The sequence below is a fragment of the Cupriavidus sp. GW822-FHT06G04 genome (genome assembly GCF_058799075.1).
Map to the genome: position 1 here is coordinate 104832 of NZ_JBXALD010000001.1, position 25403 is coordinate 130234.

Consider the following 25403-nt stretch of genomic DNA (forward strand, 5'->3'; position numbering starts at 1 on the left):
CCCTGCCGGCAGGCAGGGCTCTTGAGCGCGACAGTCAATATCGGACTCGCCAACGGTCTGGCGCGGCCCGGATCGATGCGTCAGGTCAGCACGAACGGCAACTGACGCTGGCGCTTGCCGGTGAGGCGGAACAGCGCGTTGGCCACCGCCGGCGCGATGGTCGGCGTGCCCGGCTCACCCAGGCCGGTGGGGTTGTCGTTCGACGGCACGAAGAACACATCGACCACCGGTGCATCGGGCATGCGCGGCGGCGGGTAGTCAGGGAAGTTGCTGTTCTTGACCACGCCGTTTTCGATTTCGATGGCAAACCCCGGCTTGGTCATCGACAAGCCGAACACGCAACCGCCCTGGATCTGCGCCTCGGCGCTGAGCGGATTGACCACGCGATTGGCGTGCACGCCGGCGGTCACGCGATGCACGCGCGGCTCGCCCTTGACCAGCGACACGTCGACCACATACGCCACCACCGACCCGAACGACTCGTGCACGGCCACGCCCCAGGCGTGTCCCTTGGGCAGCTTCTTCTTGCCGTAGCCCGATTTGTCCACGGCAAGCTGCAGCGCGGCGCGATGGCGCGCATGCGCCTTTTCGTCGAGCCGCGCCATGCGCCATGCCACGGGATCCTGTTTGGCCGCCGTGGCCATTTCATCGGCCAGCGTTTCCTTGACAAAGGCGGTGTGCGTGTTGCCCACCGAGCGCCACCACAGCACCGGCACGTCGACCTTCGGATGATGCACGTTCAACTGCAGCGGCAATGCGTAGTCGTTTTCGACGATGCCTTCGGTCATCGTCGCATCGACGCCATTCTTGACCATCATCGGTTCGAACGGCGTGCCGGAGATGATCGACTGGCCGACGATGGTGTGCTGCCAGCCCACCACCTTGCCTTGCGCATCGAGGCCGATGCGCGCGCGATGCACGTGCAGCGGACGGTAGTAGCCACCCTTGATGTCGTCCTCGCGGCTCCACATCACCTTGAGCGGCTCGGTATGGCCTGCGGCCACCCACGCGCGCAGCACGTTGGCCGACTCCACCAGATAGTCCGACGTCGGCACCGCGCGCCGGCCGAAACCGCCACCGGCCATCATCGTGTTCAACGTGACTTTCTCCGGCGACAGTTGCAGCGTGCGCGCGATGGCGCCCTGGTCGATGGTCTGGAACTGCGACCCGACCCACACCTTCACGGCAGTCACCTTGTTGCCGGACACCTCGGGCTGCATCGTGCAGTTCAGCGGTTCCATCGGCGCGTGGGCCAGGTACGGCACACGGTATTCGGCCTCGATCATCTTGGCCGCGCCGGCCATCGCGCCATCGATGCCGTCCGCCGCGCGGGCCACCGTGCCCGGCTGCGTCGCGAGCTTGCTGTACTGGTCGAACAGCGCCGCGGTGCTGACCGTGGAGCCGGTATCTTCCCAGACGATCTCCAGCGCATCGCGCCCGGTCTTGGCGGGCCAGTAGCCATTGGCGATTACCGCCACGCCCGTGCCGCCGCGATCGACATTCACCTGCATCACATCGACCACGCCCTTGACCTTGCGCGCCTTGTCCGCGTTGAACGACTTGACCTTGCCGCCGAAGCGCGGCGGGTGCGCCACCACGGCCACCACCATGCCCTTGAGCTGCACATCCATGCCGAACACGGCATCGCCATGCAGCTTGGACGCGGAATCGAGCCGCGGCGTCGGTTTGCCGACGATTCGGAACTGCGCCGGGTCCTTCAGCGCGACCTGCGCCGGCACCGGCAGGCTCATCGCCGCGTCGGCCAGCTCGCCATACGTGGCGCGGTTGGCACCAGATGTCACCACGCCCTGCGAGGTCGTGCAGCTGGCCGGATCGACCTTCCATTTCTGCGCGGCGGCGCTGATCAGCATGGCGCGCGCGCGTGCGCCGAGTTCGCGGTATTGCTCGAACGAATGATTGAGCGCGGTGGAGCCGCCCGTCATCTGGATGCCGAACATCGGATCCTTGTACGCGTCGCCGGCCGGCGCCAGCATTGCGCGCACGTTTTGCCAATCGACGTCGAGCTCTTCGGCCAGCGCCATCGGCAATGCCGTATGCACGCCCTGGCCGAATTCGAGCCGGTTCACGGCCACGGTGACGGTGTTGTCCGGCGCGATGCGCAGGAACGCCTGCGGCGGCGTGGCCGGCTTGGCGGCGGCGCCCTGCGCTTGCGCGGACTCGACACCGGCGATACCGAGCGCCAGCCCGCCGCCGGCCAGTCCGGTGATCTTCAGAAAGCTGCGCCGCGACAGCGCGGCCGTTTTGTCTGCGCCGGCAACCGGCGCGCCGCTGCCGCCCGCGAGGGCTTCAATGCCTCGAATACGCATGGCAGTGCTCCTCAGGCGATGGCGCGCGCGGCATCCTTGATGGCCGCGCGAATCCGTTGATAGGTGCCGCAGCGGCAGACGTTACCGGCCATGGCCTGATCGATGTCGGCGTCGGTGGGCCGCGGCTTGCTGCGCAGCAGGCCCACGGCGCTCATCACCTGGCCGTTCTGGCAGTAGCCGCACTGCGCCACGTCGTGCTTGAGCCAGGCGGCCAATACCGCCTTGCCCACCTTGTCGTCGCCCATGCCTTCGATCGTGCTGATCTTGCTGCCGGCGGTGGCCGAGATCGGCATCACGCAACTGCGCGTGGCCTGTCCGTTGATATGGACCGTGCAGGCACCGCACGACGCCATGCCGCAGCCGAACTTGGTGCCCGTCATGCCGAGGTTGTCGCGCAAGGCCCACAACAGTGGCGTGGACGGATCGGCGTCCACCTCCACGGTCTTGCCGTTGAGGGTGAGGGTTGTCATTTGTGGAGCTCCTTGGGTACGTGGCCCAGTCGGTTATTCGCAAGACCGCCAGGCCGATGGCACGCAAGATCCCTGGCCAACCCGACGGACCCGTGGAGGATAGTGCAAATAGAAAAAGCGTGCGCGCCGCCGCTCGACCCGTGGGCGCGCACCGCTTCAGGGATTATTTCTGCACCAGGAACAAATAGAGCGCGTTGAGATCGGTGTCGTCCATTTTCTCGAAAGCGCTGAATGGCATGACGCGGCTGACATCGCTGCCGTCGGGCCGCTTGCCGGTGCGCATCATCGTCACGAATTGCGCGGACTGCGGATATTTTTCCATGACGCCGCCAGGCCGCAGGTTGGCCGCGGCAGGCCAGTCCGGCGGCGCGCCGGGAATATTGCCGCCGCGCAGTTTGGCACCGTGACAGCCCTTGCACGAATTGGCCACGTAAGCGCCGTATTCCACGTTGACCGCGGCGACGATCGGCGGCGATGGCGGCAGGCTATGGTCGATCTTCTCGGCGGCGTCCTTGATGACTCCCGCACCATACATGCCGCGCACAAACCACGGCAGATGAATCTCGGCGGGCTTGCCTTCGCCAGGCGGCAGGCTTTGCACATACGCCACTATCGCGCCGAGGTCGTCGTCCGACAAACGGTTGTAGTCCTCGCTGGGCATGACCAGCAGCGGTCGGCCCGAGGGCCCCACGCCATGCCGGATCGCGCGGTCCCAGTCTTCGATCCGATAGCGGGCCACGTCGGGATTGGCGCGCGTGATGTCCGGCGCGCGGACCCGGAAGCCGTTGGCTTCGTCAAACACCTGTTTGCCCGCGCCGCCCGCCCCGTGGCAATCCATGCAACCGCGCGATTCGTACAGGTATTTGCCATGCGCGATGGCCTTGGCATCGACGGGCAACGCCACCGGCTGCACCGCCACGTCGATATGGCGGACCAGCTTGCGGCCGCCCCACCAGTAGGTGCCGCCCACGGCCAGCACGACAAAGATCGTGAAAGCCACCAGCGCGGAGCTGGCAATGCGGAAGAATCGCTTGACGTCCATGGGTATCCCCCTGTGAAGCCGCCGGATGGCTCCGCGCCGATTGGATCGGCCCGGCGCATTGCGTTCCGTGCGCGATCGTACAGAAGATGCGCGACGGCGGCCAGCACAGGGAAAGGCCGCGCCATGGCGCGGCCCGCTTCGGACCCCGATCGATTCCGGCCGATTCCGTTCGATCCGGACCCTGGCCTGCCCCGTTAGCCGGCCAGACCGGCCGGTGCGCGGTCGATAAAGCCGGTCATCCCGGTCAGGCGGCCGTCGGCCGACAGCGTGGCGAAGTCGGTGCCCACCACCAGCGCAGCCTCGCCGGCCGGGCCCAGCTCCCAACTGAAGCGCAGGTTTTCGCCATGGGCGTCCACTGGCGTGACGCGGCGGAACTGGAATCCGGGAAAGCGCGCCTGCACGGCGGCGATCATCGCGTCGATGCCGTCGTGGCCCTCGCCGCGCATCAGTGGATCGACATAGACCGCCGATTCGGTCCACGTCCGGCCGATCAGCGCGCGACGGCGGGCGGCGTCGGTCTCGTTCCAGGCGGCCAGATATCGGTCGGCGAGATCGACGACGTGGGCCGGGGCGGTGTTGGGCGCGTTGACGGTGTTTTCGCTCATGGTGTGCTCCTTGTGAGAATCAGCGGTGAACATCGGGTATGGCTCCATGATCGTCACCAGCCTGCCGCAGCGCGATTACGTGGGGGGTAATCGCGGACATTCATGCCAGACCCGGCACCGCGCCGCCTCCACTTTTTACGCCCGTGTCCGCCATCCGCCGTCCACTAGCGGGCCCCTGGCGTCGGCTTCCGGCTTCCAGGGTTTCCCGGCTTCCGCCAGCTTGCGCAACGCCGCCCGCCTCGGCCATGCCGCACCGCCACGCGCCCGCCCGCGCCTTACCAAAATTCCGCGGATCGCGCCAGCCCCAACAAAGGCGTTCGCCAGCCCCTATCTTTGCTGTCGGATTCCGCCTGGCGCGACTACAGTGCCACCTACGCTGGGCGTCGTGCGGCCATCGCGCGCGTACCGGCCACGCTTTCGGCGCCCTCGCGCGCCCACTGAACACGATAGAGATGACGCCTGAAACGGCCGCGCCCCCTTCGAACCTATCGCCGCAGGCCCACAACGGGCGCTGGCGTCCGCCGATCGTGGCGGCGCTGGGATTCTTCGCGCTGGCCTCGGCCGGCATCTGGCTGGCCCGCATGCCGCACAACGCCGCCGCCCTGTGGCTGGCCAACGCATTCGGGCTGGGGCTGATGCTGCATCACCCGCGCCGCGCCGCGCCGGCGCTGCTGGCCGCGATGCTGGCGGCCAACGTCGTGGCCGACCTGATCGCCGGCTATGGCATTGGCGTGGCGCTGCTGTTGTCCATCGCCAACGGGCTGGAAATCGGCTGCTCGGCACTGCTGCTGTGGAGCATGGCAGGACGCGGCGCAGTCGGCCGTGGCGCCTCGCTGACGTCGTTCGCGCTGACGCTGGGGATTGCGGCCGCCGTGGGCCCCGCGGCGGGCGGCCTGCTGGGCGCGTGGGTCCTTGCGGATGCCTATGGCGGGTCGTTTGCCCCGATCTGGTGGACCTGGTGGAACGCCGGCGCCATCGGCATGGTGCTGCTGCTGCCGCTGATGGTGTCGTTCTCGCCCGAGCGCCTGCGTGCCTCGCGGCAGCGTCCGCTGCTGTTCCGCCTGACCGCGCTGTTCGCGCTTTGCGTGGGCATCGGCAGCGGCGCGATCAGCGCGGGACACGACCCATTCGTGGTGATGTCCCTGCCGCTGGTGATCGTGGCGCTGGCCAGCAACCCGTTCGCCACCGCATTACTGACGCTGCTGTCGATGATTGCGACCGAAATGGTGGCGCTGTCTTTCGGGCTGCCGTTGCTGGCGTCGCGCTCGGTGCCGCTTTCGGGTGCGCTGCTGATGGTGTTTCCGATCTGCATCGCGTTCATGACCGAGCAGAACCGCGAGAGCAGGCTCCAGTTGCGCAGCAGCGAGCGGCGTTTTCGCCAGGCGCTCGAACATTCGGCCATCGGCATGGCGCTGGTGACGCTCGACGGCCGCTGGCAACTGGTCAACCGCGCCATGGTCGACCTGCTCGGCTATAGCGCCGAAGAACTGAGCGACCTGCCATTCCAGTTGATGACGCACCCGGACGACCTCGCCGCGGACCTGCGCCAGGTGGAACGGCTGCTGTCCGGCGAGATCGATTCCTACCGCATGGAAAAGCGCTATCGCCACAAGGACGGGCACTATCTGTGGGCGCTGCTGGCGGTGTCGCTGGTGCGCGACGAGCACACGGGCGAACCGCACCACTTCATTTCGCAGGTCGAGGACATCCACATGCGCAAGCTGGCGCAGGAACAACTCGAACAGTTGACGCGGCGCACGCAATTGGCCGTGGAAGCGGCCGGCGTGGGCATCTGGGAATGGGATTTCACGCACGCCGCGATCACCTGGGATGCGCGCATGCATGCGCTGCACGGCACGCCGCCGGAGCTGGGGCCGCCCACGCTGGCGCAATGGATCGCGATGCTTCATCCCGAGGACATCAGCCGCGTCAGCGCTGAAATGCGAGAAGCGATCCGCGGCGTGCGCCGCTTCGACACCGAATACCGCGTCGTGCGTCCCACCGGCGAGATCCGCCACGTGCGCGCAATGGCCACCACGTCGCGCCACGAGGACGACTCCACGCGCGCGCTGGTCGGCACGAACTGGGATATCACCGAGCAGCGTAACCTCACGCGCGCGCTGTTCGAGGAAAAGGAACGGCTGCACATCACGCTGCGCTCGATCGGCGACGCGGTGATCTGCACCGACCGCATGATGCGCGTCACGTTCATGAATCCGATTGCCGAGCAGTTGACCGGCTGGAGCATGGACGCGGCGATGGGCCAGACGCTGGATCAGGTGTTCCGCATCGTCGACGAAGACACCGACCTGACCATTCCGAGCCCGGTCGAACAATGCCTGGAAACGCTGCGCCCCGCCTACCTGCAGGAAGGCGCGGTGCTGCAGAGCCTGACCGGCGAGCGCCACGACGTGCAGGACTCCGCCGCGCCGGTGCTGGCCAACGACGGCAGCGTGCTGGGCGCGGTGCTGGTGTTCCAGGACATCACCACGTCGCGCGCGTTGCAGCGCGAACTCGCGCATTCGGCCACGCACGATGCGCTGACCGGGCTGCCCAATCGCGCCTGGTTCGAAAAGCGGCTGCGTGAAGCTTGCGAGCAGGCGCGCCTGCACGACCATCGCGCCGCGCTGTGCTTTATCGACCTGGACCGCTTCAAGATCGTCAACGACACCGCGGGCCATGGCGCGGGCGACGTGCTGCTGCGCGAACTGGGCTATGTGATCCGCCATCAGGTGCGTCCCGACGACCTGCTGGCGCGGCTGGGCGGCGACGAGTTCGCGCTGCTGCTCAAGGACTGCACCGTCGAACACGCCGAACTGGTGTGCCAGAAGGTGATCGATTCGGTGCGCGAGCGGCGTTTTCCGTGGAACGGCCGCGTCTACGACGTGGGCGCCAGCATCGGCATCGCCGCCATCGACAGCGACGTGCCGCCGGTCAGCGAACTGATGAGCCGCGCCGATGTGGCGTGCTACGCGGCCAAGGCGGCCGGACGCAATCGCGTGTCGGTGTATCGCCGCGACGAGAGCGATGCGCGGCGTCACCACCGCGAACTGGAAGTGGCCGCGGGCATTCACTCGGCGCTGGAAGCCAACCGCTTCCGCCTGTATGCGCAGGAGATCCGCTCGCTGCATCCCGGCGCGGACGACGCCCGTCACGTGGAAATCCTGGTGCGCATGGTCGACGAGCAGGGCCTGCTGATCATGCCCGGCGCGTTTATTCCGGCCGCCGAACGCTACGACCTGATGGGCCATATCGATCGCTGGGTGATCCGCAACGTGCTGCATCAGTACGGCGAACGTCTGGCGCGCGTGACGGGGCTGTCGGTGTCGATCAACCTGTCGGCCAATTCGCTTGGCGAGCCGTTCCTGTTGCCGTTCCTGCACGCCGCGCTCGACGATTCCGTGCTGCCGGCCAACCGCATCCGGCTGGAAATCACCGAAACCGCGCTGATCAACAACATGACCGCCGCCAGCCGCGTGGTGGCCGAGATGCGCAGCGCCGGCTGCACCGTGGCGCTCGACGACTTCGGCTCGGGGCTGTCGTCGTTCGCCTATCTGAAGCAGTTCCCGGTCGACTATCTGAAGATCGACGGCAGCTTCATCCGCAATCTGTCCAGCAATGCGGTCGATCGCGAGATCGTCAGCTCGATCAACGACATCGGCCATCGGCTGGGCGTGCGCACGGTGGCCGAGTGGGTCGAGGACGAAAGCACGCTGCACACGCTGCGCGCCATCGGGGTGGACTACGCGCAAGGCTATGCGATCGGCAAGCCGATGCCGCTGGAAGCCTTTCTCGACATTTGCGAAAGCGCCCCGACCCGCCTCGGCGCCTGAACGTCAGTGCGCCCGAGCGCGGGCGCGTCGCCCTCCGCATCATGCCGCGCGCCACGCGACGCGCATCCGCCATCACATCGCTCCACAACGCCGTTCGGAAATCCGGACGGCGTTTTGCCCGCACGTTCGGATTGCCGAACGACCCCTTATCGGGCACATCGTAAATCCCTTTGTATTCATCGACTTACATCTGCATCCAGACGTGCGGCGGCTGGCACGCGTCGTGCAATTCAGGCGGCCGCCGCAGGCACACGATCCGTCCGCTGAGGCAGGCAGCCATTGCCGCGCAGGACGGGCTCAGTACAAAGGAGGATGTACCCACGATGACAAAACGACTGCCAACCCTGATTTTCATTGCGATGCTGCTAGGCGTGATCGTCGGCAGCGCCGCGCACAACATGGCGCCGGACGCGGCCACCGCGAAATCGATCGCCGACCATCTGTCGATCCTGACCGACGTCTTCCTGCGGATGATCAAGATGATCATCGGCCCGCTGGTGTTTGCCACGCTGGTGTCCGGCATCGCCAGCATGGGCGACGGCAAGACCGTGGGCCGCATCGGCCTGAAGGCGATGGCGTGGTTCATGGCCGCGTCGATCACGTCGCTGCTGCTGGGCCTGGTGATGGCCAACCTGCTGGCGCCGGGCCATGGCATGAACCTGCCGCTGCCGCCCGCCGATGCCGCGTCCAACCTGAAGACCGGCGCGCTGAACCTGCGCGACTTCGTCGCCCACATGTTCCCGAAAAGCTTTGCCGAGGCGATGGCCACCAACGAGGTGCTGCAGATCGTGGTGTTCTCGCTGTTCTTCGGCTTCGCGCTGGGCACGCTCAAGGACGGCGTGGGCAAGCCGGTGCTGGCCACCATCGACGGGCTGGGCCACATCATGCTCAAGGTCACCAACTATGTGATGGCGTTTGCGCCGCTGGGCGTGTTCGGCGCCGTGGCCGCCGTGATCACCGCCCAGGGCCTGGGCGTGCTGGTGGTCTACGCCAAGTTGCTGGGCAGCGTGTACCTGTCGCTGGCGCTGTTGTGGATCGCGCTGATTGCCGGAGGCTACTTCTTCCTGGGCCGCGACATCTTCAGGCTGATCCGCCAGCTGCGCGCGCCGCTGATGATCGGCTTCGCCACGGCCAGCAGCGAATCGGCCTATCCGAAGGTGATCGACCAGCTCAACCGTTTCGGCGTGAAATCGCGCATCACCAATTTCGTACTGCCGCTGGGCTATTCGTTCAATCTGGACGGATCGATCATGTACACGTCGTTCGCCGCGCTGTTCGTGGCGCAGGTCTACGGCATCCACCTGTCGCTGACGCAGCAGATCACGATGTTGCTGGTGCTGCTGGTGACCAGCAAGGGTATCGCCGGCGTGCCACGCGCGTCGCTGGTGGTGGTGGCAGCCGTGCTGCCGATGTTCGGACTGCCCGAGGCCGGCATCCTGCTGGTGCTCGGCATCGACCATATCCTCGATATGGGCCGCACCGTAACCAATGTGCTTGGCAATGCCATTGCCACGACCGTTGTCGCCAAAAGCGAGAACGCGATTGGCGCGCCGGAACTATCGGACGAGGCCGACACCTCCGAAGACAGTAGCGCCGGCCTGACACCCGTTCAGGCGCTGGCCAGCAAGTAAGCTGCGCCAGGCGTGCCAGGGCCCGGCTGCCGATCAGGCGGCCGGGCCTTTTTGCGTTTACAGCGCGGCGCGTAGCGCGGTGCGGCGCATGTCCACTTGGTTGCCGATCCGGGCGCGATCGTGGCGCCGTCGCGTGCCATCGCCGCGCATCGAGACGCCGCGATGGCTCCGCCGCAGGTCCGTGGATCGGCCGCGGTTAAGGCGAGCCTAATGCGGGGTGTGGTAAAACGTCGCCTTGCTGGTGGCGGTGTAAGCCCGTAAAAGGGCCTGGACGACGCTTGTCGACGAGCAAACTGTCCGATACGCCACCTCCGGCAACGTCCGCATTTCCGAATCCCATGATTGTGTCCCCTTCCGACGGCGCGTTGTCGCCGTGGCGCCGCGTTGCCCCGTTTGTCGCCCTGCTCGCGCTGGCCGCCCTGGTCACGGGCGCCGGCTGGCTCGGCTATCGCTATACCTTCGACACCGCGCTGGCCCGCCAGGCCGAGCGCGGGCAGGTACAGATGCGGCTCTACGCGCAGGCGCTGGAAAGCGAGCTGGCGCGCTATGACTATGTGCCAAGCCTGCTTTCGCTCGACGCGCGCATCGACGCGCTCTTGCGCGATCCGCGCTCGCCCGAGCGCGTGGCGCAGGCCAATGCATACCTGGCCGCGCTGAACGGCCGCGCCGGCACGCGTGTGGTCTATGTGCTCGATGCCAAGGGCCGCGTGCTGGCGACCAGCAACTATCAGCGCCCCGACAGCTTCCTGGGCGAAGACCTGAGCTTCCGCCCGTATTTCCGCAGCGCCATCGAAGGCCAGTTGGGCCGCTTCTACGGCGTGGGCACCACGCGCAGCGAATCGGGCTATTACCTGTCCGCGCCGCTTGGCGACCGCGACCGGCCGGTGGGCGTGGCAGTGGTCAAGATCGGACTCGAACCGCTCGAAAACCGCTGGCAGGGCAACGACAGTCAGATGCTGCTGGCCGACGAAAACGGCGTGGTGATCCTGGCCTCCGATCCGTCCTGGAAACTGGCCGTGCTACGTCCGCTGTCGGACGAACAGCGCGCCAGGCTCGACCGCAATCTGCAATACAATCGCGCGCCCTTGCCGCAGCTGGCGCTGAGCCTGGTGCGCCCGCTCGCCAACGGGCCGGCCCAGGGCGGCGACGCCCTGGTGCGTCTGCGCCAGGGCCCGCCGATGCTGGCGCAGCATCTGGCCCTGCCCGGCACCGACTGGGACCTGACGCTGCTGACCAACACCTCGCAGGCGCGCGTGGCCGCGCTCAACAGCGCGGCGCTGGCCGGCGTGCTGGCCGCCTTCGTGCTGCTGCTGGCCGCCGCGTGGAACGTGCGGCGCCGCATCGCCAGCGAACGGCAGGCGGCGCGCGCCGCGCTCGAGGCCGCCAACAGCGAGTTGGAGCGCAAGGTCGCCGAGCGCACCGCGGACCTGTCCGCCACCAACCAGCAGTTGCAGGCCGAGGTCGCCGAACGGATCCGCACCGAAGCGGTGCTGCGTCAGGCGCAGGACGGGCTGCTGCAGGCCGGCAAGCTGGCAGCGGTGGGACAGATGTCCGCCGGCATCGCGCATGAACTGAACCAGCCGCTGGCGGCCCTGCGCACGCTGTCCGGCAACGCCGAAAAATTCATGGCGCGCGGCGATTACCAGACCGCCCAGGGCAATCTCGAAAAAATCGTCGGCCTGGTGGAACGGATGGGTCGCATCACCGGCGCGCTCAGGTCCTTCGCGCGCAACCCCGCCGCGGGCCAGCGCCATGCCGCGCGCCTCGGCGAGGCGGTCGACAATGCGCTGTTCCTGCTGGAAACGCGCGTGGCGGCAATCCGGCCGCGCATCGCACGCGACATCGAGCCACATCTGGCCGTGGCGTGCGATCCGAATCGTCTGGAACAGGTGCTGGTCAACCTGATCGGCAATGCGCTCGATGCGATCAAGGACCGCCCCGATCCGCAACTGTCGCTGCATGCGTATGAAGCGGGCGGCATGGTGCACCTGACCGTGCGCGACAACGGCCCGGGTCTGTCCGAAGCCGCTTTCGCGCGGCTGTTCGAGCCGTTCTTCACCACCAAGCCGGCGGGCGAAGGCCTGGGGTTGGGGCTGACGCTGTCGGCCGGCATCCTGAACGAAAACGGCGGCAGCCTGACCGCCATCAACCATCCCGACGGTGGCGCGTGTTTCACGCTGGCGCTGCCGCAGGCGCGCGAGGAGCACCGTCATGTCGGCTGAACCCGTGGCATTGATGCGCGACGACGACGCGACCATGGCGGACGCGCCGCAGGCGTTGCGCGTGCTGATCGTCGAAGACGACGCCGATGTGCGGCTGGGCTGCGAGCAGGCGCTCGCGCTCGAAGGCATCGCCACGCGCGCGGTGGCCAGCGCGGAAGCGGCGCTGCGTGAGGTTGAAGCCGGCTACGCCGGGATCGTGGTCAGCGATATCCATCTGCCCGGCGCGGACGGCATGTCGCTGCTGCGCACGCTGGCGGCGCGCGACGCCACGCTGCCGGTCATCATGGTCACCGGCCACGGCGATATCACGCTGGCGGTGCAGGCCATGAAGCAAGGCGCCTACGACTTCCTGGAAAAGCCGTTCTCGCCCGAGCGCCTCGTCGCCACCTGCCGCCGCGCGCTGGAAAAGCGCCGCCTGGCGCTGGAGGTGGCGGATCTGCGCGCGCGCCTGGCCGGCCGCGAAGGGCTGGCCGCACGGCTGATCGGCAATTCGCCGGCCATCGAGCGGCTGCGCCAGATGATCGCCGGCCTTGGCGACACGGCGGCCAACGTGCTGATCCACGGCGAGACCGGCACCGGCAAGGAACTGGTGGCGCGCTGCCTGCACGAAGCCAGCGGCCGGCGCACGCGGCATTTCGTGCCGATCAACTGCGGTGGCCTGCCCGAGCAGTTGTTCGAGTCGGAGATCTTCGGCCACGAGGCCGGCGCGTTCACGGGCGCGGCCAAGCGGCGAATCGGCAAGATCGAACACGCGGAAGGCGGCACGCTGTTTCTCGACGAAATCGAGAGCATGCCGATGCCAATGCAGATCAAGCTGCTGCGCGTACTGCAGGAACGCGTGGTGGAGCGGCTCGGCTCAAACCAGCCGGTGCCGGTCAACACGCGCGTGGTGGCCGCCACCAAGGCCGACCTGCGCGCGCTGGCCGATGCCGGCCAGTTTCGCGCCGATCTCTATTACCGCCTGAATGTGGTCACGCTCGAGTTGCCGCCATTGCGCGAACGCCGCGAGGACGTGCCTTTGCTGTTCGAACATTTCGTCGCGCAGGCCGCGCTGCGCTTCGAACGCGAAGCGATGCCGGCCACGTCGGCCGAACTGGCCGCGCTGGTGGCATATCCGTGGCCGGGAAATGTGCGCGAACTGCGAAATCTGGCGGAGCGTCATGTGCTCGGGCTGGGCTGCGATCCGGTGCAGAACACCGCGCCGCCAGCCGCGCTGCCGCTGCCGCGCGCCGTCGAGCAATTCGAACGCGCGCTGATTGCCGATGCCCTGCGCCGTCACGACGGCAACCTGACGCGCGCCGGCGAGGCGCTGGGCGTGGCCAAAACAACGCTGTTCGACAAGGTGCGCAAGTACGGCCTGTGATGACGCACTGCATGATTTCGGTCATCGAGTGTCTCGATCTATCTGCAATGCGTGCGCAAACGCACCCAATGTACCAAATGTATGCCAACGGGGAACCCGCCCCGCGCATTGAAGGTCTGTCTCCGGTGCACAACGTCCAAGAGATAAATGTCGGTCGTCATGACATTTTGTCCACCGATTCGGCTCGATGTTCGTTAAGCAACAAAAGTGTGACGCCATCGTTGGTTTTCCCTCTGGCGGCGCTACACCATGACGCCATACTATTGGCATTGAGATGACCGGGCGTGAGTGATTGCGTCCGCCAGGCGGCAAAGATCGCCGACATCGAACGTACCGGCCACCTGAAGCCGTTGCTACGTCAACAAGCTGCAAATAAATCAACAAGACCGGCCGGGGAGCGGGTCAACATCAGGGTCAGCAACACGGCAGCCCGGTCAATGACTGACGTGGCGCGTCCGAGGGCGCCACACAGCGTGCAAGTCTCGCTGTGCTGCGGATAAATACTACGGGTGATTGGATGAAACTGGATCCAGAACTGGCTGAAAAGCCTTACTACAGCACGCGAACAGCGGCGAAGCTCTTGAACGTATCGCTGGGCACTGTCCAGAAAATGGTGGAACGCGGCGAGCTTGGCGCGTGGAAAACCAATGGCGGACACCGGCGCATTCACAAGGAAACTGTCCACCGTCTGCTGGCAAACCGGCAGGTTCCCGATACCACCATCGAGCACAACCTCGACCTGGTGGTCTTCCATCCCAACCATACCGAAGCGCAGCGCATCAGCGCCCAGTTGGGCAAGTGGTCGCTGCCGTTGAAAACCCAGGTGCTCGAGGACGTCGTGGATACCGTGATCACATCGGTCGATGCGCGGCCGCGCGTGGTGCTCTACTACGTAGAAGAACTGAACGACGCGGAATCGGCCACGATCGAGAAGCTGCAGAATTTCTTCTCGCGGCAACGCGTGATCTTCGCGGTCATCACCAATCGCCAGGCCTATGACGGCGTGGCCGATGCACTGCAGCAATGGGGCATCATGGTGTTCCTGAAGACGCCGTCGCTGGAAGAGATCAAAGGCTTTCTGCGCGCGCAGCTGATGATGGGACGCGCCGGCGCGTAGCCCACGGCAATTCCCCGACATGGCACGGCCCGGACCTACCTCCGGGCCGTTTTTCCATGGGCGGCGCTTAATGTGGCGTTAATCCGGGGACGTCGATCGGGGAAGTCGATCGGGACATAGGTTGAGTGACGTCGATCCGGGCGGCGACGATCGACGTCGCTTGCACGCGGCTACGACCGATGTCACATCGACGCATGCCCCGTCGATGCATGCCCGCGCGCGGCCCGCATCCGCGCGCTCACGCCATGACGAAACTGGCCGCCTCGCCGATTTGCGCCGGGCGCACGCCGGGTGTGCCAGCACTGACATCGCCCGCCATCATCCAGCCATACAGGTCGCGCGGATCGGGCGCCATCGCAACCAGTTCCACATAACGTCCGGCGTGGCGCGCCATGGCGGCGGCATGCAGCCAGCGCAGCGCCGCGTAATCCTCGAGCGCGAAGCCGACCGAATCGAACACCGTCACGTCGGCATCGTTGACGCGCCCCGGTGCCGCTCCGCTCAGCACTTCCCACAGCTCGCTCACCGGCGCCTCTGGCCATTGCTGGATCTCGCCTTCGATGCGCGATTGCGGTGCGTACTCGACCACAATGCGCGCACGGCGCAGGATATCGGCGTCAAGCTCGGTCTTGCCCGGGCAGTCGCCACCCACCGCATTCAGATGCATGCCCGGCCGCACCATTTCGGCGCGCAGGATCGTGGCGCGCGTCTTGTCGGCAGTGACTGTGGACACGATATCGGCCCCCTGCAAGGCGTCGTCAACCGATGTCGCGGCATGAATCGACAAACCCGCCACACCTGCCAGATTTCGCATCAATCGCGCCGTGGCCGACGCATCGATGTCGAACGCGCGGACCGTATCGACACCCAGCATGGCGTGAAACGCCAGTGTCTGGAATTCGGCCTGCGCGCCATTGCCGATCAACGCCATGGTGCGCGCGCCCGGCCGTGCCATGGCCTGCGCGGCCAGCGCCGATGTCGCCGCGGTGCGCAGTGCGGTGGCCAGCGTCAGATCAGCCAGCAATATTGGAAAGCCAGTCGCCACCTCGGCCAGCATGCCGCACGCCATGACCGTGGGCAGCGCGAGTTGCGCATTGCGCGGGTGCCCGTTCACGTACTTGAAGGCGTAGTGCGTGCCGTCGCTGACGGGCATCAGCTCGATCACGCCGACGCTCGAATGGCTTGCCAGTCGCGCCGATTTTTCGAAATCGGCCCAGCGGGAGAAGTCCTGCCGGACGCACGCGGCCACCTGGACGATGGCTTCGGCCACGCCGATGCCGCGCACCAGTGCCGCGACATCGTTCGCGTCAAGAAATCGCGTCATCGCGATGGGTTTCGCAAGCGCTGGTTTCATGGCGGCTCCTCATGCGGCCACCGCGCGCCGCACCGGCGCGCTGGTGCGGTCCAGCCGCAGCGTCATGCAATAGGCGCCGCCGCCGGACATCATGTACGGTGCAAGGTCGACCTCCCGCAGCCGATAGCTGCGCCGTGCCAATTCATCGCGCAGATGCGGCGTAGTGCGCGTCATCACCACCTGATCGTGCAGATTCACCGCATTGACACTGAAGTGGCGCAGATCGTCCTCGGTGGCTTCGATGCGCTGCGCCACCGGCACGCGCGCATGCAGCGCCTGCAGCGCGGCGGCCGTGAAAGCCGGCGGGTAGTAGAGGATCTCGCCCCCCGCCAGCGGACAGAAGCAGACATCGAGGTGATAGCTTTGCTCGGTCGCCAGTTCCAGCGCCACCACGTCGCGGTCGAAATGGCGCGACATCGCCGCGGCCGCCTTGCGCGACGAGCGTGGGCCGAAGCCGGCCCAGAAGTGGCCACGCTGCGCATCCCAGATGCAATCGCCCGCGCCTTCCTGGTAACAACCCTCTGGCAACATCGCCACGCTGTCGATCAGTCCGCGCGCGCGCAGCGTGTCGAAGATGGCGGCGAACGGCGCTTCCTCGCCGCGCCGCTGCGGATAGCGGAAGCGCGCCAGCACGGCCTTGCCGTCGAGCACCACGGCTGCATTGGCCGGAAACACCATGTCGGGCTGACCCGGCGCGCCCTGCGCCACCTCGACGGCAAAGCCCGACGCCTCCAGCGCGTGCCGCAGCGCCTCGAACGACGCCACCGCCTGACGGTGCATGCCGCGCGGATCGCGCGACCACGCCTGCGGATCCATCCACGGATTGATGCTGTAGGACACGTCGTAATGCGTCGGGGCGATCAGCAGAATGGTGGGACGGTCTATCACGGCGGCGCTCCTCGGTTGACGGATTCCTCGATATCGGACTTGTCTGGCTCGGACGGCTGGGACACGCGGCGCAAAGCCGGCGGCGCGCGGCGGGTGCCATGCTGTGGATTGTGATGCCCACGTGCGCCAACGAATAGTTAGCAAACTGGACAAATTGCTATGTTCGCTAAACAATTCGCCGCATCTGGCTGGCAATATGCCAGCATCGCCGCGAATGGGCCTGGGAGAGCGCGATGGATGCGACGGATCGTCAACTGCTGGGGCTACTGCGTGACAACGCACGCACGCCCGTAACGGCGCTGGCCAAGGCGCTGCGCGTGTCGCGCGCCACGGTTCAGAACCGCATCGAGAAACTGGAAAAGGACGGGCAGATCGTCGGCTACACCGTGCGGCTCAAGCCCGAGGCAGAACCACACCGGATCCGCGCATGGATGACGGTGGCCGTGGAAGGCAACAAAGGGCGCCAGGTGCTGCAGGCGCTGCGCGGCGATCCCAGCGTGCAGACGCTGCACACCACCAACGGCCGTTGGGACATCATCGCTGAACTGCGTGCCGACACACTGGAGCAGTTCGACCGCACGCTCGACCGGATCCGCCTGATCGACGGCATCGCGGCCACCGAGACCAGCATTTTGCTGTCGAGCTACAAACTCTGACCGATGCGGGCCACGTTGCCCGACCGGCCTGCGGCCAGCGATATATATCACGTCATGATATATTCGCCTGCCCGCGCCACGCGACGTGGCGCCCCAACGCCCCTGCCCCCAGCCCACCGACTTCGATGCCCGCCGCATTTGATCCATCCCGTTCCTTTGCCGACGCGCGTGCGTGGTTACGCACTTTCGTCCCGATGCCGATTACGGCCAGCCGCCGCGAGCGCATCAAGAGTTGCGTGGGCGCGTTGATCGGACTGTTTCTGACCGAGTGGATCAGTCGCCAGTTTCTGCAAGGCTTCAACCCGTGGTTCATCGCCCCGATGGGCGCATCGGCGGTATTGCTGTTCGGTGTGCCGGCCAGTCCGCTGGCGCAGCCATGGGCGATCGTCGGCGGCAATCTGGTGGCCGCGACGATGGGCGTGGCCTGCGCGCAGTGGATTCCCGACCCTGGACTGGCGGCCGGCGTGGCGGTGGCCGGCGCCATCGCGCTGATGTTCCAGTTGCGTTGCGTGCACCCGCCCAGCGGCGCAGTGGCAGTGACCGCGGTGTTTGGCGGCCCGGCCGTGCACGCGCTGGGATTCGGCTTCGTGGTGATGCCCGTGGCGATCAATTCGATGTTGCTGCTGCTGACCGCGCTGGCGTTCAACAACGTCACCCGCCGCCGCTATCCGCACCGCCCGCCGGAAACCGCCACGCACCATCACACCAGCGACGCGCCGCCCAGCAAGCGGCTTGGCGTCACGCGGGCCGACCTCGACGCGGTGTTGCAGGCGCGCGGCGAATTCCTCGATATCGAAGAAGATGATCTCGAAGCGATCCTGGTGGCGGCGGAGCTGCGCGCCTATTCGCGCCGCTTTGGCGAGGTGCGCTGCGACGACATCATGTCGCGCGACGTGGTGGCGGTGCGTCCCGGCCAGCTCGCCGCCGATGCGGCGGCGCTGCTGACGCGCCATCACATCAAGGCGCTGCCGGTGGTGGATCGTCAGCGCCGTCTGCTGGGCATCGTCACGCAAAGCGACTTCTTCCGCGCGCATCGCGTCAACTCGCGGCGCGTCAATGGCGCGGTGCGCGACCTGATGACGCGAGCGGTCGTCACGGCGCGCGCCGACCAGCCGATTGTCGATCTGGCGCAGGCCTTTTCCGATGGCGGCCTGCACCACGTGCCGGTGCTCGACGCCGACAGGCGCGTGGTCGGCATGGTCACCCAATCGGACCTCGTAGCCGCCCTGCTGCACAACACCGGCGTGGCCACGGCCGCTAACGCAAGGGAAAACCCCAAAGCCCGCTCATCGAATTCCGCTATGCTTACGGCGTTCTCGCAACATGGACGCCGTGGGCCGGCGCACGACGATGAGTTCCGGACAACTGATTGAAAAGCTTGCCGCGGTTTTTGCATTGATCGTGCTGATCGGCGGATCGCTGCTGGTGTTGGCGCCATTCGCCACCGCGCTGCTGTGGGGCGCGATCCTGGCCTACAGCTCGTGGTACCCGTATACGGTGCTGACGCGCTGGCTGGGCAATCGGCGCGGCCTGGCGGCGCTGCTCTGCGTGCTGATCGCCACGGTCATCGTGCTGGGCCCGTTCGTCTATGCCGGCGCAAGCTTCTCCGCACATATCGACGAACTGACTGCACTGGTCAACCGCTACGCCGAACGCGGGCTGCCGCAGTTGCCCGAGTGGCTCAGCAGCCTGCCGTATGTGGGGCCGCAACTGCAATCGGCCTACGATCAGGTGATCCACGCCGATTCCGACATGGTGGCCAACCTGCGCAAGCTGATCGCACCCGTTGGGCATGCGCTGCTGGGCGCGGGCCTGTCGATCGGCGCCGGGCTGGGCCAGTTGGCGCTGTCGATCGTGCTGGCGTTTTTCTTCTATACCGGCGGCGAGCTGGCCGTCGACTGGGTGCGCGGCGGCATGCGCCGGGTCGCGGGCGAGCGCGCTGACCACCTGCTGGCGCTGGCCGGGGGCACGGTCAAGGGCGTGGTCTACGGCGTGCTCGGCACGGCGTTCGTACAGGCCGTGCTGGCGGGCGTTGGCTTCTGGATCGCGGGCGTGCCCGGCGCGGCCATCCTCGGCTTCATCACGTTCTTCCTGTCGGTGGTGCCGATGGGGCCGCCGCTGGTGTGGATTCCCGCCGCGCTGTGGCTCTATCACGGCGGCGAAACCGCCTGGGCCATCTTCATGGTGGTGTGGGGCGGCGTGGTGGTAGGCATGGCCGACAACGTGATCAAGCCGCTTCTGATCAGCAAGGGCACCAGCCTGCCGCTGATCTGGATCATGATGGGCGTGCTTGGCGGCGCACTGGCATTCGGCTTTCTCGGCGTCTTCCTGGGCCCGACCATGCTGGCGGTGGCCTATGCGCTGCTGCGCGACTGGACCGTCGGGTCGCAGGAACGCCCGGCCGTCACTGCGGTCACACCGGCACCGCCCACGCAGCTGACCCCTGACGCATGATCCGCCCCGCGCAACTGCCGACATCCAACGCATGACGCAACCGATCGCAACGCCCGGCGACCCGACGCAGGACCTGCACCGGCTGGTGGCGTGCGAGTACTGCGATGCGCTCCATGAGCGCACTGCGCTGGAACCGGGCGAGCGCGCCGTGTGCGTGCGCTGCGGCGGTGCGCTGTATCGCGAAAGCTCGCGCGCCTACCGTCGCCTGCTGCCGCTGGTGGTGACGGCGCTGATCCTGTTCCTGATCTCGAATACCTATCCGATCGTCGAGATGGACCTCAAGGGCGTGCGGACCGCGACCACGCTGTGGGGCGCCGTGCAGGCGCTGCATGCCGACCACATGACGCTGGTGGCGATGCTCGTGTTCGGCACCACGATCCTGTTTCCGCTCTCCGAGATGCTGATGATGTGTTATCTGCTGGTGCCGATGGCGCGCCGGCACATGCCGCCCGGGTTCGAGCGCATCGTGCGCGGCATCCGCCAGACCCGGCCGTGGGGCATGATCGAGGTCTTCATGATCGGCGTGCTGGTGACGGTGGTGAAGCTGTCGACCATGGCGCAGGTGCTGCCCGGCGTCGCGCTGTGGTCATTCGGCGCACTGGTGGTGGTGCTGGCCGCCATGCTGTCGTTCGATCCGCGCGACCTTTGGCATTACCTCGAACCGGCCGGTGCCGACGAAGTGCCGCCGCAACCGCCGGTGAACCCATCGCCATGAGCCTGCCGCCACCGGAACCGCCTCGGCCAGCCGGCGCGTCGCGCAAGTCGCGCGCGGCGCTGGCGCGCGAGCAGTTGGCGCGGTCGCGCCGCCTGGCCGCCGGCGTGGTGGCCGACCTGACCGACGACGACGAGGACCAGCCGCTGCCGCAGGTACCCACGGCGGCGTCGCGCGGGCTGCTGTCGTGCCACGCCTGCGACCTCGTCAGCCCGATCGCGCTCGAAGGCGAGCCGTGTCCGCGCTGCGGCGCAACGCTCCATCATCGCAAGCCCGCCAGCGTGGCGCGCACCTGGGCCTTCCTTCTGGCTGCATATATCCTGTACATCCCCGCCAATCTGCTGCCGGTGATGGTGACCGAGTCGATCCTCGGCACGCAGCGCGACACCATCATGTCCGGCGTGATCTATCTGTGGCTGTCCGGATCGCATCTGCTGTCCGGGGTGGTGCTGATCGCCAGCATCGTGGTGCCGCTGCTGAAGATGATGATCCTGACGCTGCTGCTGGTCTCGGTGCACTTCGGCTCCGGCTGGCGGCTGCGCCAGCAGACACGCCTGTATGGGCTGGTCGAGATCATCGGGCGCTGGTCGATGCTCGATATCTTTGTCGTGGCGCTGCTGGCCTCGCTGGTGCGGGCCGGTGCGCTGGCCACGATCATCCCCGGCGGCGGGGCGCTGGCCTTTGCCTCGGTGGTGGTGCTGACCATGCTGGCGTCACTGAGCTTCGACCCGCGCCTGCTGTGGGATTCGCTCGAACGCGCGCGGCCAGGCGACGCCAATCCAGGCGACGCCGCACCAAATCCCGCGCCGAATCCCGCGCCGAATGGCGCGACCAGGACTACAGCAAACGTTGCGGCACATACCGCCGCCCATGCCGACACCCGCGCGGACGTGAACATCCACCGTCCGCCGAATCTGCCGAATCTGCCGGAATCCGACAATGCCCGATCCTGATCTCCCTTCCCCACCCTCCGGCGTGCCGCAACCCGCGCGCAAGCGGCGCGCGCGCTGGCTGCCGTCGCTGGTCTGGCTGATTCCGATCGTCGCGGCCGTGGTCGGCATTTCGCTGCTGATCAACACGCTGGCGTCGCGCGGCCCGGAGATCACCGTCACGTTCAGCACGGCCGAGGGCCTGACGCCGGGCAAGACCGCCGTGCGCTACAAGGACGTCGATATCGGACTGGTCAAATCGGTACGGCTCGCCTCGGACCGGTCCCATGTCGCGGCCATTATCGAACTGACCAAGGACGCCGAAAGCTTCGCGGTCAAGGACACGCGCTTCTGGGTGGTGCGGCCGCGCTTTGCCATCAGCGGCGTATCCGGCCTGGAGACGCTGCTGTCGGGCGCCTACATCGGCGTCGATGCCGGCAAGTCCGCCGAGAGCCGGCGCAGCTTCACCGGACTGGAAGTGCCGCCGGTGGTCACCACCGACGCCTCCGGACGGCAGTTCGTGCTGCGCGCGCAGGACCTCGGGTCGCTCGATATCGGCTCGCCGGTCTACTATCGTCGCGTGCAGGTTGGGCAGGTTGTCGCCTACCAGTTGGAGCCGAACGGGCGCGACATCACGCTGCGCGTGTTCGTCAACAAGCCCTATGACAAGCTGGTCACTGCCGACACGCGCTTCTGGCACGCCAGCGGCGTCGACCTGAAGCTCGATGCCAGCGGGCTGAAGTTGTCCACGCAGTCGCTGGTGACGGTGCTGCTCGGCGGCGTGGCGTTCCAGGCGCCGGACAACAGCGACGCACAGGAAGCCGCAGCCGAAAACACGCAATTCCTGCTGGCCGCGGACCAGGGCGAAGCAATGAAGGAACGCGATGAAATTGCGCCCGCGCTGGCCGTGCTCAACTTCGACCAGTCGGTACGCGGCCTGACGCCGGGTGCTCCGGTCGACTTCCGCGGCGTGATCGTCGGCCAGGTGCGCTCGATCGGCATTGAATACCAGCGCGACAAGAAAGCCTTCCGCATGCCGGTGGTGGTGGAGTTATATCCATCGCGCATGGGCTTCCGCGAACGCGACGTAGTGGATCAAGCGCGCAAGCACGTCATCGTGCAGGCGCTGGTCAAGCGCGGCATGCGCGCGCAGTTGCGCACCGGCAACCTGCTGACCGGCCAGCTTTACGTGGCGCTCGACTTCTTCCCGAAGGCGCCGCCGGCCAAGGACATCGACGTCAACGCGCCGATGCCTGAATTCCCGACCACGCCCGGCACATTCGACGAACTGCAGGCCAAGCTTGGCGATATCGTCAACAAGATCGACAAGGTGCCGTTCGACCAGATCGGTCAGGAAGCCCGCACCGCCATGGTGTCGATGAACAAGATGATCGACACCGCCGACAAGCTCGTGGCGCAGCTCAACGGCGACGTGGCGCCGCAGGTGCTGGCCGCGCTGCAGGACGCGCGGCGCACGCTCACGGCGGCCAACGGCACGCTGGCGTCCGATGCGCCGCTGCAGCAGGACACGCGGCGCATGCTGCAGGAACTGACGCGCACCGCGGTGTCGCTGCGTGCGCTGACCGATTATCTGGAGCGGCACCCCGAAGCACTGCTGCGCGGCAAGACGGAGAAGGACAAATGAAACGCACGCTGATGGTTGCCTCGATGGCATTGGCCGCCGCATGGCTGGGCGGCTGTGCATCGCCCGAACCGCGCTACTACACGCTGGCCAGCGGCGGCGCCACGCAGGCCGCCACGGCAGGCGCGTCGAGTGGCCCATCGCGCGCCGCGCCGGCCACGGCCCAGCCGGTCTGGATCGAGGTCGCGCCGGTAAGGGTGCCCGAACGGCTCAATCGCGCGCAGTTTGTGGTGTCCGACGGCGATACCGGCCAGATCAGGCTGCTGGACCTGTCGCGCTGGTCCGCGCCGCTGCCCGACGAACTGCGCGATGCGCTGTCGCAGCAATTACAGACGCAGTTGGGCGCGGTGGATACCTACCAGCAAGGTTTGTCCGATGTGGAGCCCGTGTTCCGCGTCACGACCGAAGTGGTCAGGCTTGACGCCAGCATGGGCCAGCGCGCCGCCGCGACCATCGTCTGGGCAGTGCGCCGCCTGCCCGATGGCAAGGTGCTGAGCGGCCGCACGGAATCCGATCTGCCGGCGCCGGGCGAGGCCGACGGCCTGGTCAACGCGTATCGCCAGATCGTGGCGGCGACCGCTGCGGAGATTGCCGGCGGCGTGCAGTCGCTGCGCGTGCAGAGCGGCAACCCGCCGCTGCGCTGAGCGTTCGCGCCTAGTCCTCCGGGCCGCCCTGCATTGACGCCTGCGCGCGCCGCGCGATGCGCCGGCGGTCCGCTTCGGCCATCGCGGCAAGACACGCCTCGGCATCGCCATGCACCAGCCGCACGCTGCACGCGAGCATCAGGTTGATCGGCAGGCCGAAATTCTCGACCACATAGCCGCGCGCATCGCGCGCCTCACCATCGTCGTCGGTAGAGTCGCGCACGCGCTCGATCAGCGCGCGCGCGTCGGCGGCATACCCCCACACGGGCTTTTGCAACGCCACGGCAAAGCCGACTTCGAACGCCGTGCCGCTGTCGGGCTCGCCAGGGCCCCGAAAGTCGTCGAGGTTGGCCATCACGATATCGGCGCGCCGGATCAGCGCGACATTGGCCTCGTAGATCCATTGCGCGGTGTCGGGACCGGACAGCCCTTTCGGCGCGGCCTTGTCGAGCGGATACAGCCCTTCGAAGCCGTGCCGCGCGCAGAGCGCCTTCAGATGCTCGCCCCAGGCGAGCGCATCCTTGCGAAATACGGCGAAACCGGCGAGGTAAATGGTCTTCATGGGCGCCTCCGTGGGGACGGCATGAAGCATACCGCAGGCCTTGCCCGGTCGCGCCGAATCCGCCTGGCCGAACGCTAGGGATTGAGCGCTGGATGCTTGAGCGCGTGCGCGGCCTCGGCCATGTGCTGGCGATAGTTCTCGGCGTCGGGTGCGAGGCCCAGTTCGCCGTCGCGATACGCCATCGCCAGCGCCTGCGTGGCCGCCGGATGCTCGCGTTCGGCGGCGGCCTGATACCACACCAGCGCGCGCGCGTCGTCGCGCGGCACGCCGTCGCCTGCGCGGTAGGCATTGGCCAGCAGGAACATCGCCTGCGCCACCCCGCCTTCGGCAGCCGCCCGCAGCCAGCGCGCCGCTTCGGCCGGATTGGCGTCACGACCATGGCCGCCGCGATACAGCAGGCCCAGATAGTAGGCGGCGCCGACATCGCCCGCCTGCGCAGCCGGCTGCAACTGCTGCCATGCCAGCGCAAAATCGGCTTGGCCCGACGCCAGTCCGCCGAGCATCGCGGCCTTGCCAAGCACGAATTGGGCGCGAGCGTGGCCGGCTTCGGCTGCCATGCGCAGCCAGCGCTCGCCTTGCGCACGCGCGGCGGCGTCGGACTGCGACATCAGCGTTTCTCCCAGTGCAGCGCGCGCCGCCGTCTCGCCCGCGGCGGCAGCCATGGCAAGCTGGCGCAGCGACGGCGCATCGCCCGTGGAGGCGGCCAGCCGCTGCCATTGGGCGATTTCGATCTGGCGCGCGTCGGATTTGTGCCGCCAGAGCGCCGCGCCGGCGACGCCCGCCGCAGCGATCGCCACAGCCAGCGACGCCGCGGCAAACAGCGGATGCATGCGTGGCAGGCGCCGTGCCGTGCCGCGCACGGCCGGCACGGCGGCGCCGGCCGCGTGGGTGGTGATGGTGGCGCTGGCGCCGGAAACAGTGGCTTGCATCGTTGCGATCGGGGACGGAATGG

Annotated in this window: 19 protein-coding genes and 1 pseudogene; 12 read left to right on the forward strand and 8 right to left on the reverse strand. The window is 67.2% G+C overall.

The features are described 5' to 3' along the window. Positions 1-80 precede the first annotated feature (80 nt). The 4 genes from AC1RKI_RS00480 to AC1RKI_RS00495 all read right to left on the reverse strand — a co-directional run bounded on the left by AC1RKI_RS00480 (position 81) and on the right by AC1RKI_RS00495 (position 4444). Entirely contained in the window at positions 81-2327 is a 2247-nt protein-coding gene (locus AC1RKI_RS00480; RefSeq protein ID WP_492794261.1) for a xanthine dehydrogenase family protein molybdopterin-binding subunit, read from the reverse strand. Between the two features lie 11 nt (positions 2328-2338). Continuing rightward, entirely contained in the window at positions 2339-2797 is a 459-nt protein-coding gene (locus AC1RKI_RS00485; RefSeq protein WP_061958968.1) for a (2Fe-2S)-binding protein, read from the reverse strand. A gap of 163 nt (positions 2798-2960) precedes the next feature. Beyond that, the gene (locus AC1RKI_RS00490; RefSeq protein ID WP_061958967.1) at positions 2961-3839 is read right to left on the reverse strand and encodes a c-type cytochrome; all 879 of its coding nucleotides are present in this window, start codon (positions 3837-3839) and stop codon (positions 2961-2963) included. 194 nt (positions 3840-4033) lie between these two features. Further along, the gene (locus AC1RKI_RS00495; RefSeq protein ID WP_490714703.1) at positions 4034-4444 is read right to left on the reverse strand and encodes a nuclear transport factor 2 family protein; all 411 of its coding nucleotides are present in this window, start codon (positions 4442-4444) and stop codon (positions 4034-4036) included. Between the two features lie 452 nt (positions 4445-4896). Here AC1RKI_RS00495 and AC1RKI_RS00500 point away from each other — a divergent pair, with 452 nt between their 5' ends. The 5 genes from AC1RKI_RS00500 (at position 4897) to AC1RKI_RS00520 (ending at position 14610) form a co-directional block, all read left to right on the forward strand. Further along, a complete protein-coding gene (locus tag AC1RKI_RS00500) occupies positions 4897-8277 on the forward strand; it encodes a diguanylate cyclase (RefSeq protein WP_227460018.1) in 3381 nt (1126 codons plus the stop codon). A gap of 323 nt (positions 8278-8600) precedes the next feature. Further along, positions 8601-9908: a dicarboxylate/amino acid:cation symporter gene (locus AC1RKI_RS00505; protein WP_061958991.1), complete on the forward strand. Its 1308-nt coding sequence runs from the start codon at positions 8601-8603 to the stop codon at positions 9906-9908. Positions 9909-10246: 338 nt separating this feature from the next. After that, positions 10247-12130 carry a sensor histidine kinase gene (locus AC1RKI_RS00510; protein WP_061958965.1) on the forward strand — a complete coding sequence of 628 codons (1884 nt, stop codon included), beginning with the start codon at positions 10247-10249 and terminating at the stop codon, positions 12128-12130. Continuing rightward, the gene (locus tag AC1RKI_RS00515; protein ID WP_084004172.1) at positions 12120-13493 is read left to right on the forward strand and encodes a sigma-54-dependent transcriptional regulator; all 1374 of its coding nucleotides are present in this window, start codon (positions 12120-12122) and stop codon (positions 13491-13493) included. The genes AC1RKI_RS00510 and AC1RKI_RS00515 overlap by 11 nt, the downstream gene beginning before the upstream one ends. Positions 13494-14010: 517 nt before the next feature. Then, positions 14011-14610: a helix-turn-helix domain-containing protein gene (locus AC1RKI_RS00520; RefSeq protein WP_061958964.1), complete on the forward strand. Its 600-nt coding sequence runs from the start codon at positions 14011-14013 to the stop codon at positions 14608-14610. A 238-nt stretch (positions 14611-14848) separates the two neighbouring features. Here AC1RKI_RS00520 and ocd read toward each other — a convergent pair whose 3' ends face one another. Further along, complete coding sequence (gene ocd / locus AC1RKI_RS00525; protein WP_280519604.1) at positions 14849-15964, reverse strand: ornithine cyclodeaminase; 1116 nt, start codon at positions 15962-15964, stop codon at positions 14849-14851. Positions 15965-15973: 9 nt separating this feature from the next. Next, positions 15974-16852, reverse strand: coding sequence for a dimethylarginine dimethylaminohydrolase family protein (locus tag AC1RKI_RS00530; protein WP_061958962.1), 879 nt, complete (start codon positions 16850-16852; stop codon positions 15974-15976). A 233-nt stretch (positions 16853-17085) separates the two neighbouring features. Here AC1RKI_RS00530 and AC1RKI_RS00535 point away from each other — a divergent pair, with 233 nt between their 5' ends. The 7 genes and pseudogenes from AC1RKI_RS00535 (at position 17086) to AC1RKI_RS00565 (ending at position 23889) form a co-directional block, all read left to right on the forward strand. After that, entirely contained in the window at positions 17086-17508 is a 423-nt protein-coding gene (locus AC1RKI_RS00535; RefSeq protein WP_061958961.1) for an Lrp/AsnC family transcriptional regulator, read from the forward strand. Positions 17509-17633: 125 nt separating this feature from the next. Beyond that, positions 17634-18881, forward strand: coding sequence for an HPP family protein (locus AC1RKI_RS00540; RefSeq protein WP_492794255.1), 1248 nt, complete (start codon positions 17634-17636; stop codon positions 18879-18881). After that, complete coding sequence (locus AC1RKI_RS00545) at positions 18859-19962, forward strand: AI-2E family transporter (RefSeq protein ID WP_061958989.1); 1104 nt, start codon at positions 18859-18861, stop codon at positions 19960-19962. Before AC1RKI_RS00540 ends, AC1RKI_RS00545 begins: the two co-directional genes overlap by 23 nt. Before the next feature lie 31 nt (positions 19963-19993). Continuing rightward, positions 19994-20677, forward strand: coding sequence for a paraquat-inducible protein A (locus AC1RKI_RS00550; RefSeq protein WP_150979471.1), 684 nt, complete (start codon positions 19994-19996; stop codon positions 20675-20677). Continuing rightward, positions 20674-21429, forward strand: a pseudogene (locus AC1RKI_RS00555) (paraquat-inducible protein A); the annotation flags it as partial. The gene AC1RKI_RS00550 and the pseudogene AC1RKI_RS00555, both read left to right, overlap by 4 nt. A gap of 184 nt (positions 21430-21613) precedes the next feature. Further along, positions 21614-23248 (forward strand): PqiB family protein, encoded by a 1635-nt coding sequence (locus AC1RKI_RS00560; RefSeq protein ID WP_492794252.1) that lies wholly within the window; start codon positions 21614-21616, stop codon positions 23246-23248. After that, on the forward strand, positions 23245-23889 hold the full coding sequence (locus AC1RKI_RS00565; RefSeq protein ID WP_492794250.1) for a PqiC family protein: 645 nt from the start codon (positions 23245-23247) through the stop codon (positions 23887-23889). The genes AC1RKI_RS00560 and AC1RKI_RS00565 overlap by 4 nt, the downstream gene beginning before the upstream one ends. 10 nt (positions 23890-23899) lie before the next feature. Here AC1RKI_RS00565 and AC1RKI_RS00570 read toward each other — a convergent pair whose 3' ends face one another. Together AC1RKI_RS00570 and AC1RKI_RS00575 are read right to left on the reverse strand one after the other, a co-directional pair. Then, positions 23900-24451 (reverse strand): nucleoside 2-deoxyribosyltransferase, encoded by a 552-nt coding sequence (locus AC1RKI_RS00570; RefSeq protein ID WP_492794248.1) that lies wholly within the window; start codon positions 24449-24451, stop codon positions 23900-23902. 74 nt (positions 24452-24525) lie between these two features. Beyond that, the gene (locus AC1RKI_RS00575; protein WP_492794246.1) at positions 24526-25380 is read right to left on the reverse strand and encodes a tetratricopeptide repeat protein; all 855 of its coding nucleotides are present in this window, start codon (positions 25378-25380) and stop codon (positions 24526-24528) included. Positions 25381-25403: the final 23 nt, after the last annotated feature.

What these genes read in the sequence shown, in the direction of transcription:
- AC1RKI_RS00520 (WP_061958964.1), top strand. Translation starts at nt 14,011, where the DNA reads ATGAAACTGGATCCAGAACTGGCTGAAAAGCCTTACTACAGCACGCGA.
- AC1RKI_RS00500 (WP_227460018.1), top strand. Translation starts at nt 4,897, where the DNA reads ATGACGCCTGAAACGGCCGCGCCCCCTTCGAACCTATCGCCGCAGGCC.
- ocd (WP_280519604.1), bottom strand. Translation starts at nt 15,964, where the DNA reads ATGAAACCAGCGCTTGCGAAACCCATCGCGATGACGCGATTTCTTGAC.
- AC1RKI_RS00495 (WP_490714703.1), bottom strand. Translation starts at nt 4,444, where the DNA reads ATGAGCGAAAACACCGTCAACGCGCCCAACACCGCCCCGGCCCACGTC.
- AC1RKI_RS00540 (WP_492794255.1), top strand. Translation starts at nt 17,634, where the DNA reads ATGCCCGCCGCATTTGATCCATCCCGTTCCTTTGCCGACGCGCGTGCG.
- AC1RKI_RS00515 (WP_084004172.1), top strand. Translation starts at nt 12,120, where the DNA reads ATGTCGGCTGAACCCGTGGCATTGATGCGCGACGACGACGCGACCATG.
- AC1RKI_RS00505 (WP_061958991.1), top strand. Translation starts at nt 8,601, where the DNA reads ATGACAAAACGACTGCCAACCCTGATTTTCATTGCGATGCTGCTAGGC.
- AC1RKI_RS00535 (WP_061958961.1), top strand. Translation starts at nt 17,086, where the DNA reads ATGGATGCGACGGATCGTCAACTGCTGGGGCTACTGCGTGACAACGCA.
- AC1RKI_RS00545 (WP_061958989.1), top strand. Translation starts at nt 18,859, where the DNA reads ATGAGTTCCGGACAACTGATTGAAAAGCTTGCCGCGGTTTTTGCATTG.
- AC1RKI_RS00565 (WP_492794250.1), top strand. Translation starts at nt 23,245, where the DNA reads ATGAAACGCACGCTGATGGTTGCCTCGATGGCATTGGCCGCCGCATGG.
- AC1RKI_RS00560 (WP_492794252.1), top strand. Translation starts at nt 21,614, where the DNA reads ATGCCCGATCCTGATCTCCCTTCCCCACCCTCCGGCGTGCCGCAACCC.
- AC1RKI_RS00550 (WP_150979471.1), top strand. Translation starts at nt 19,994, where the DNA reads ATGACGCAACCGATCGCAACGCCCGGCGACCCGACGCAGGACCTGCAC.
- AC1RKI_RS00575 (WP_492794246.1), bottom strand. Translation starts at nt 25,380, where the DNA reads ATGCAAGCCACTGTTTCCGGCGCCAGCGCCACCATCACCACCCACGCG.
- AC1RKI_RS00485 (WP_061958968.1), bottom strand. Translation starts at nt 2,797, where the DNA reads ATGACAACCCTCACCCTCAACGGCAAGACCGTGGAGGTGGACGCCGAT.
- AC1RKI_RS00570 (WP_492794248.1), bottom strand. Translation starts at nt 24,451, where the DNA reads ATGAAGACCATTTACCTCGCCGGTTTCGCCGTATTTCGCAAGGATGCG.
- AC1RKI_RS00510 (WP_061958965.1), top strand. Translation starts at nt 10,247, where the DNA reads ATGATTGTGTCCCCTTCCGACGGCGCGTTGTCGCCGTGGCGCCGCGTT.
- AC1RKI_RS00480 (WP_492794261.1), bottom strand. Translation starts at nt 2,327, where the DNA reads ATGCGTATTCGAGGCATTGAAGCCCTCGCGGGCGGCAGCGGCGCGCCG.
- AC1RKI_RS00490 (WP_061958967.1), bottom strand. Translation starts at nt 3,839, where the DNA reads ATGGACGTCAAGCGATTCTTCCGCATTGCCAGCTCCGCGCTGGTGGCT.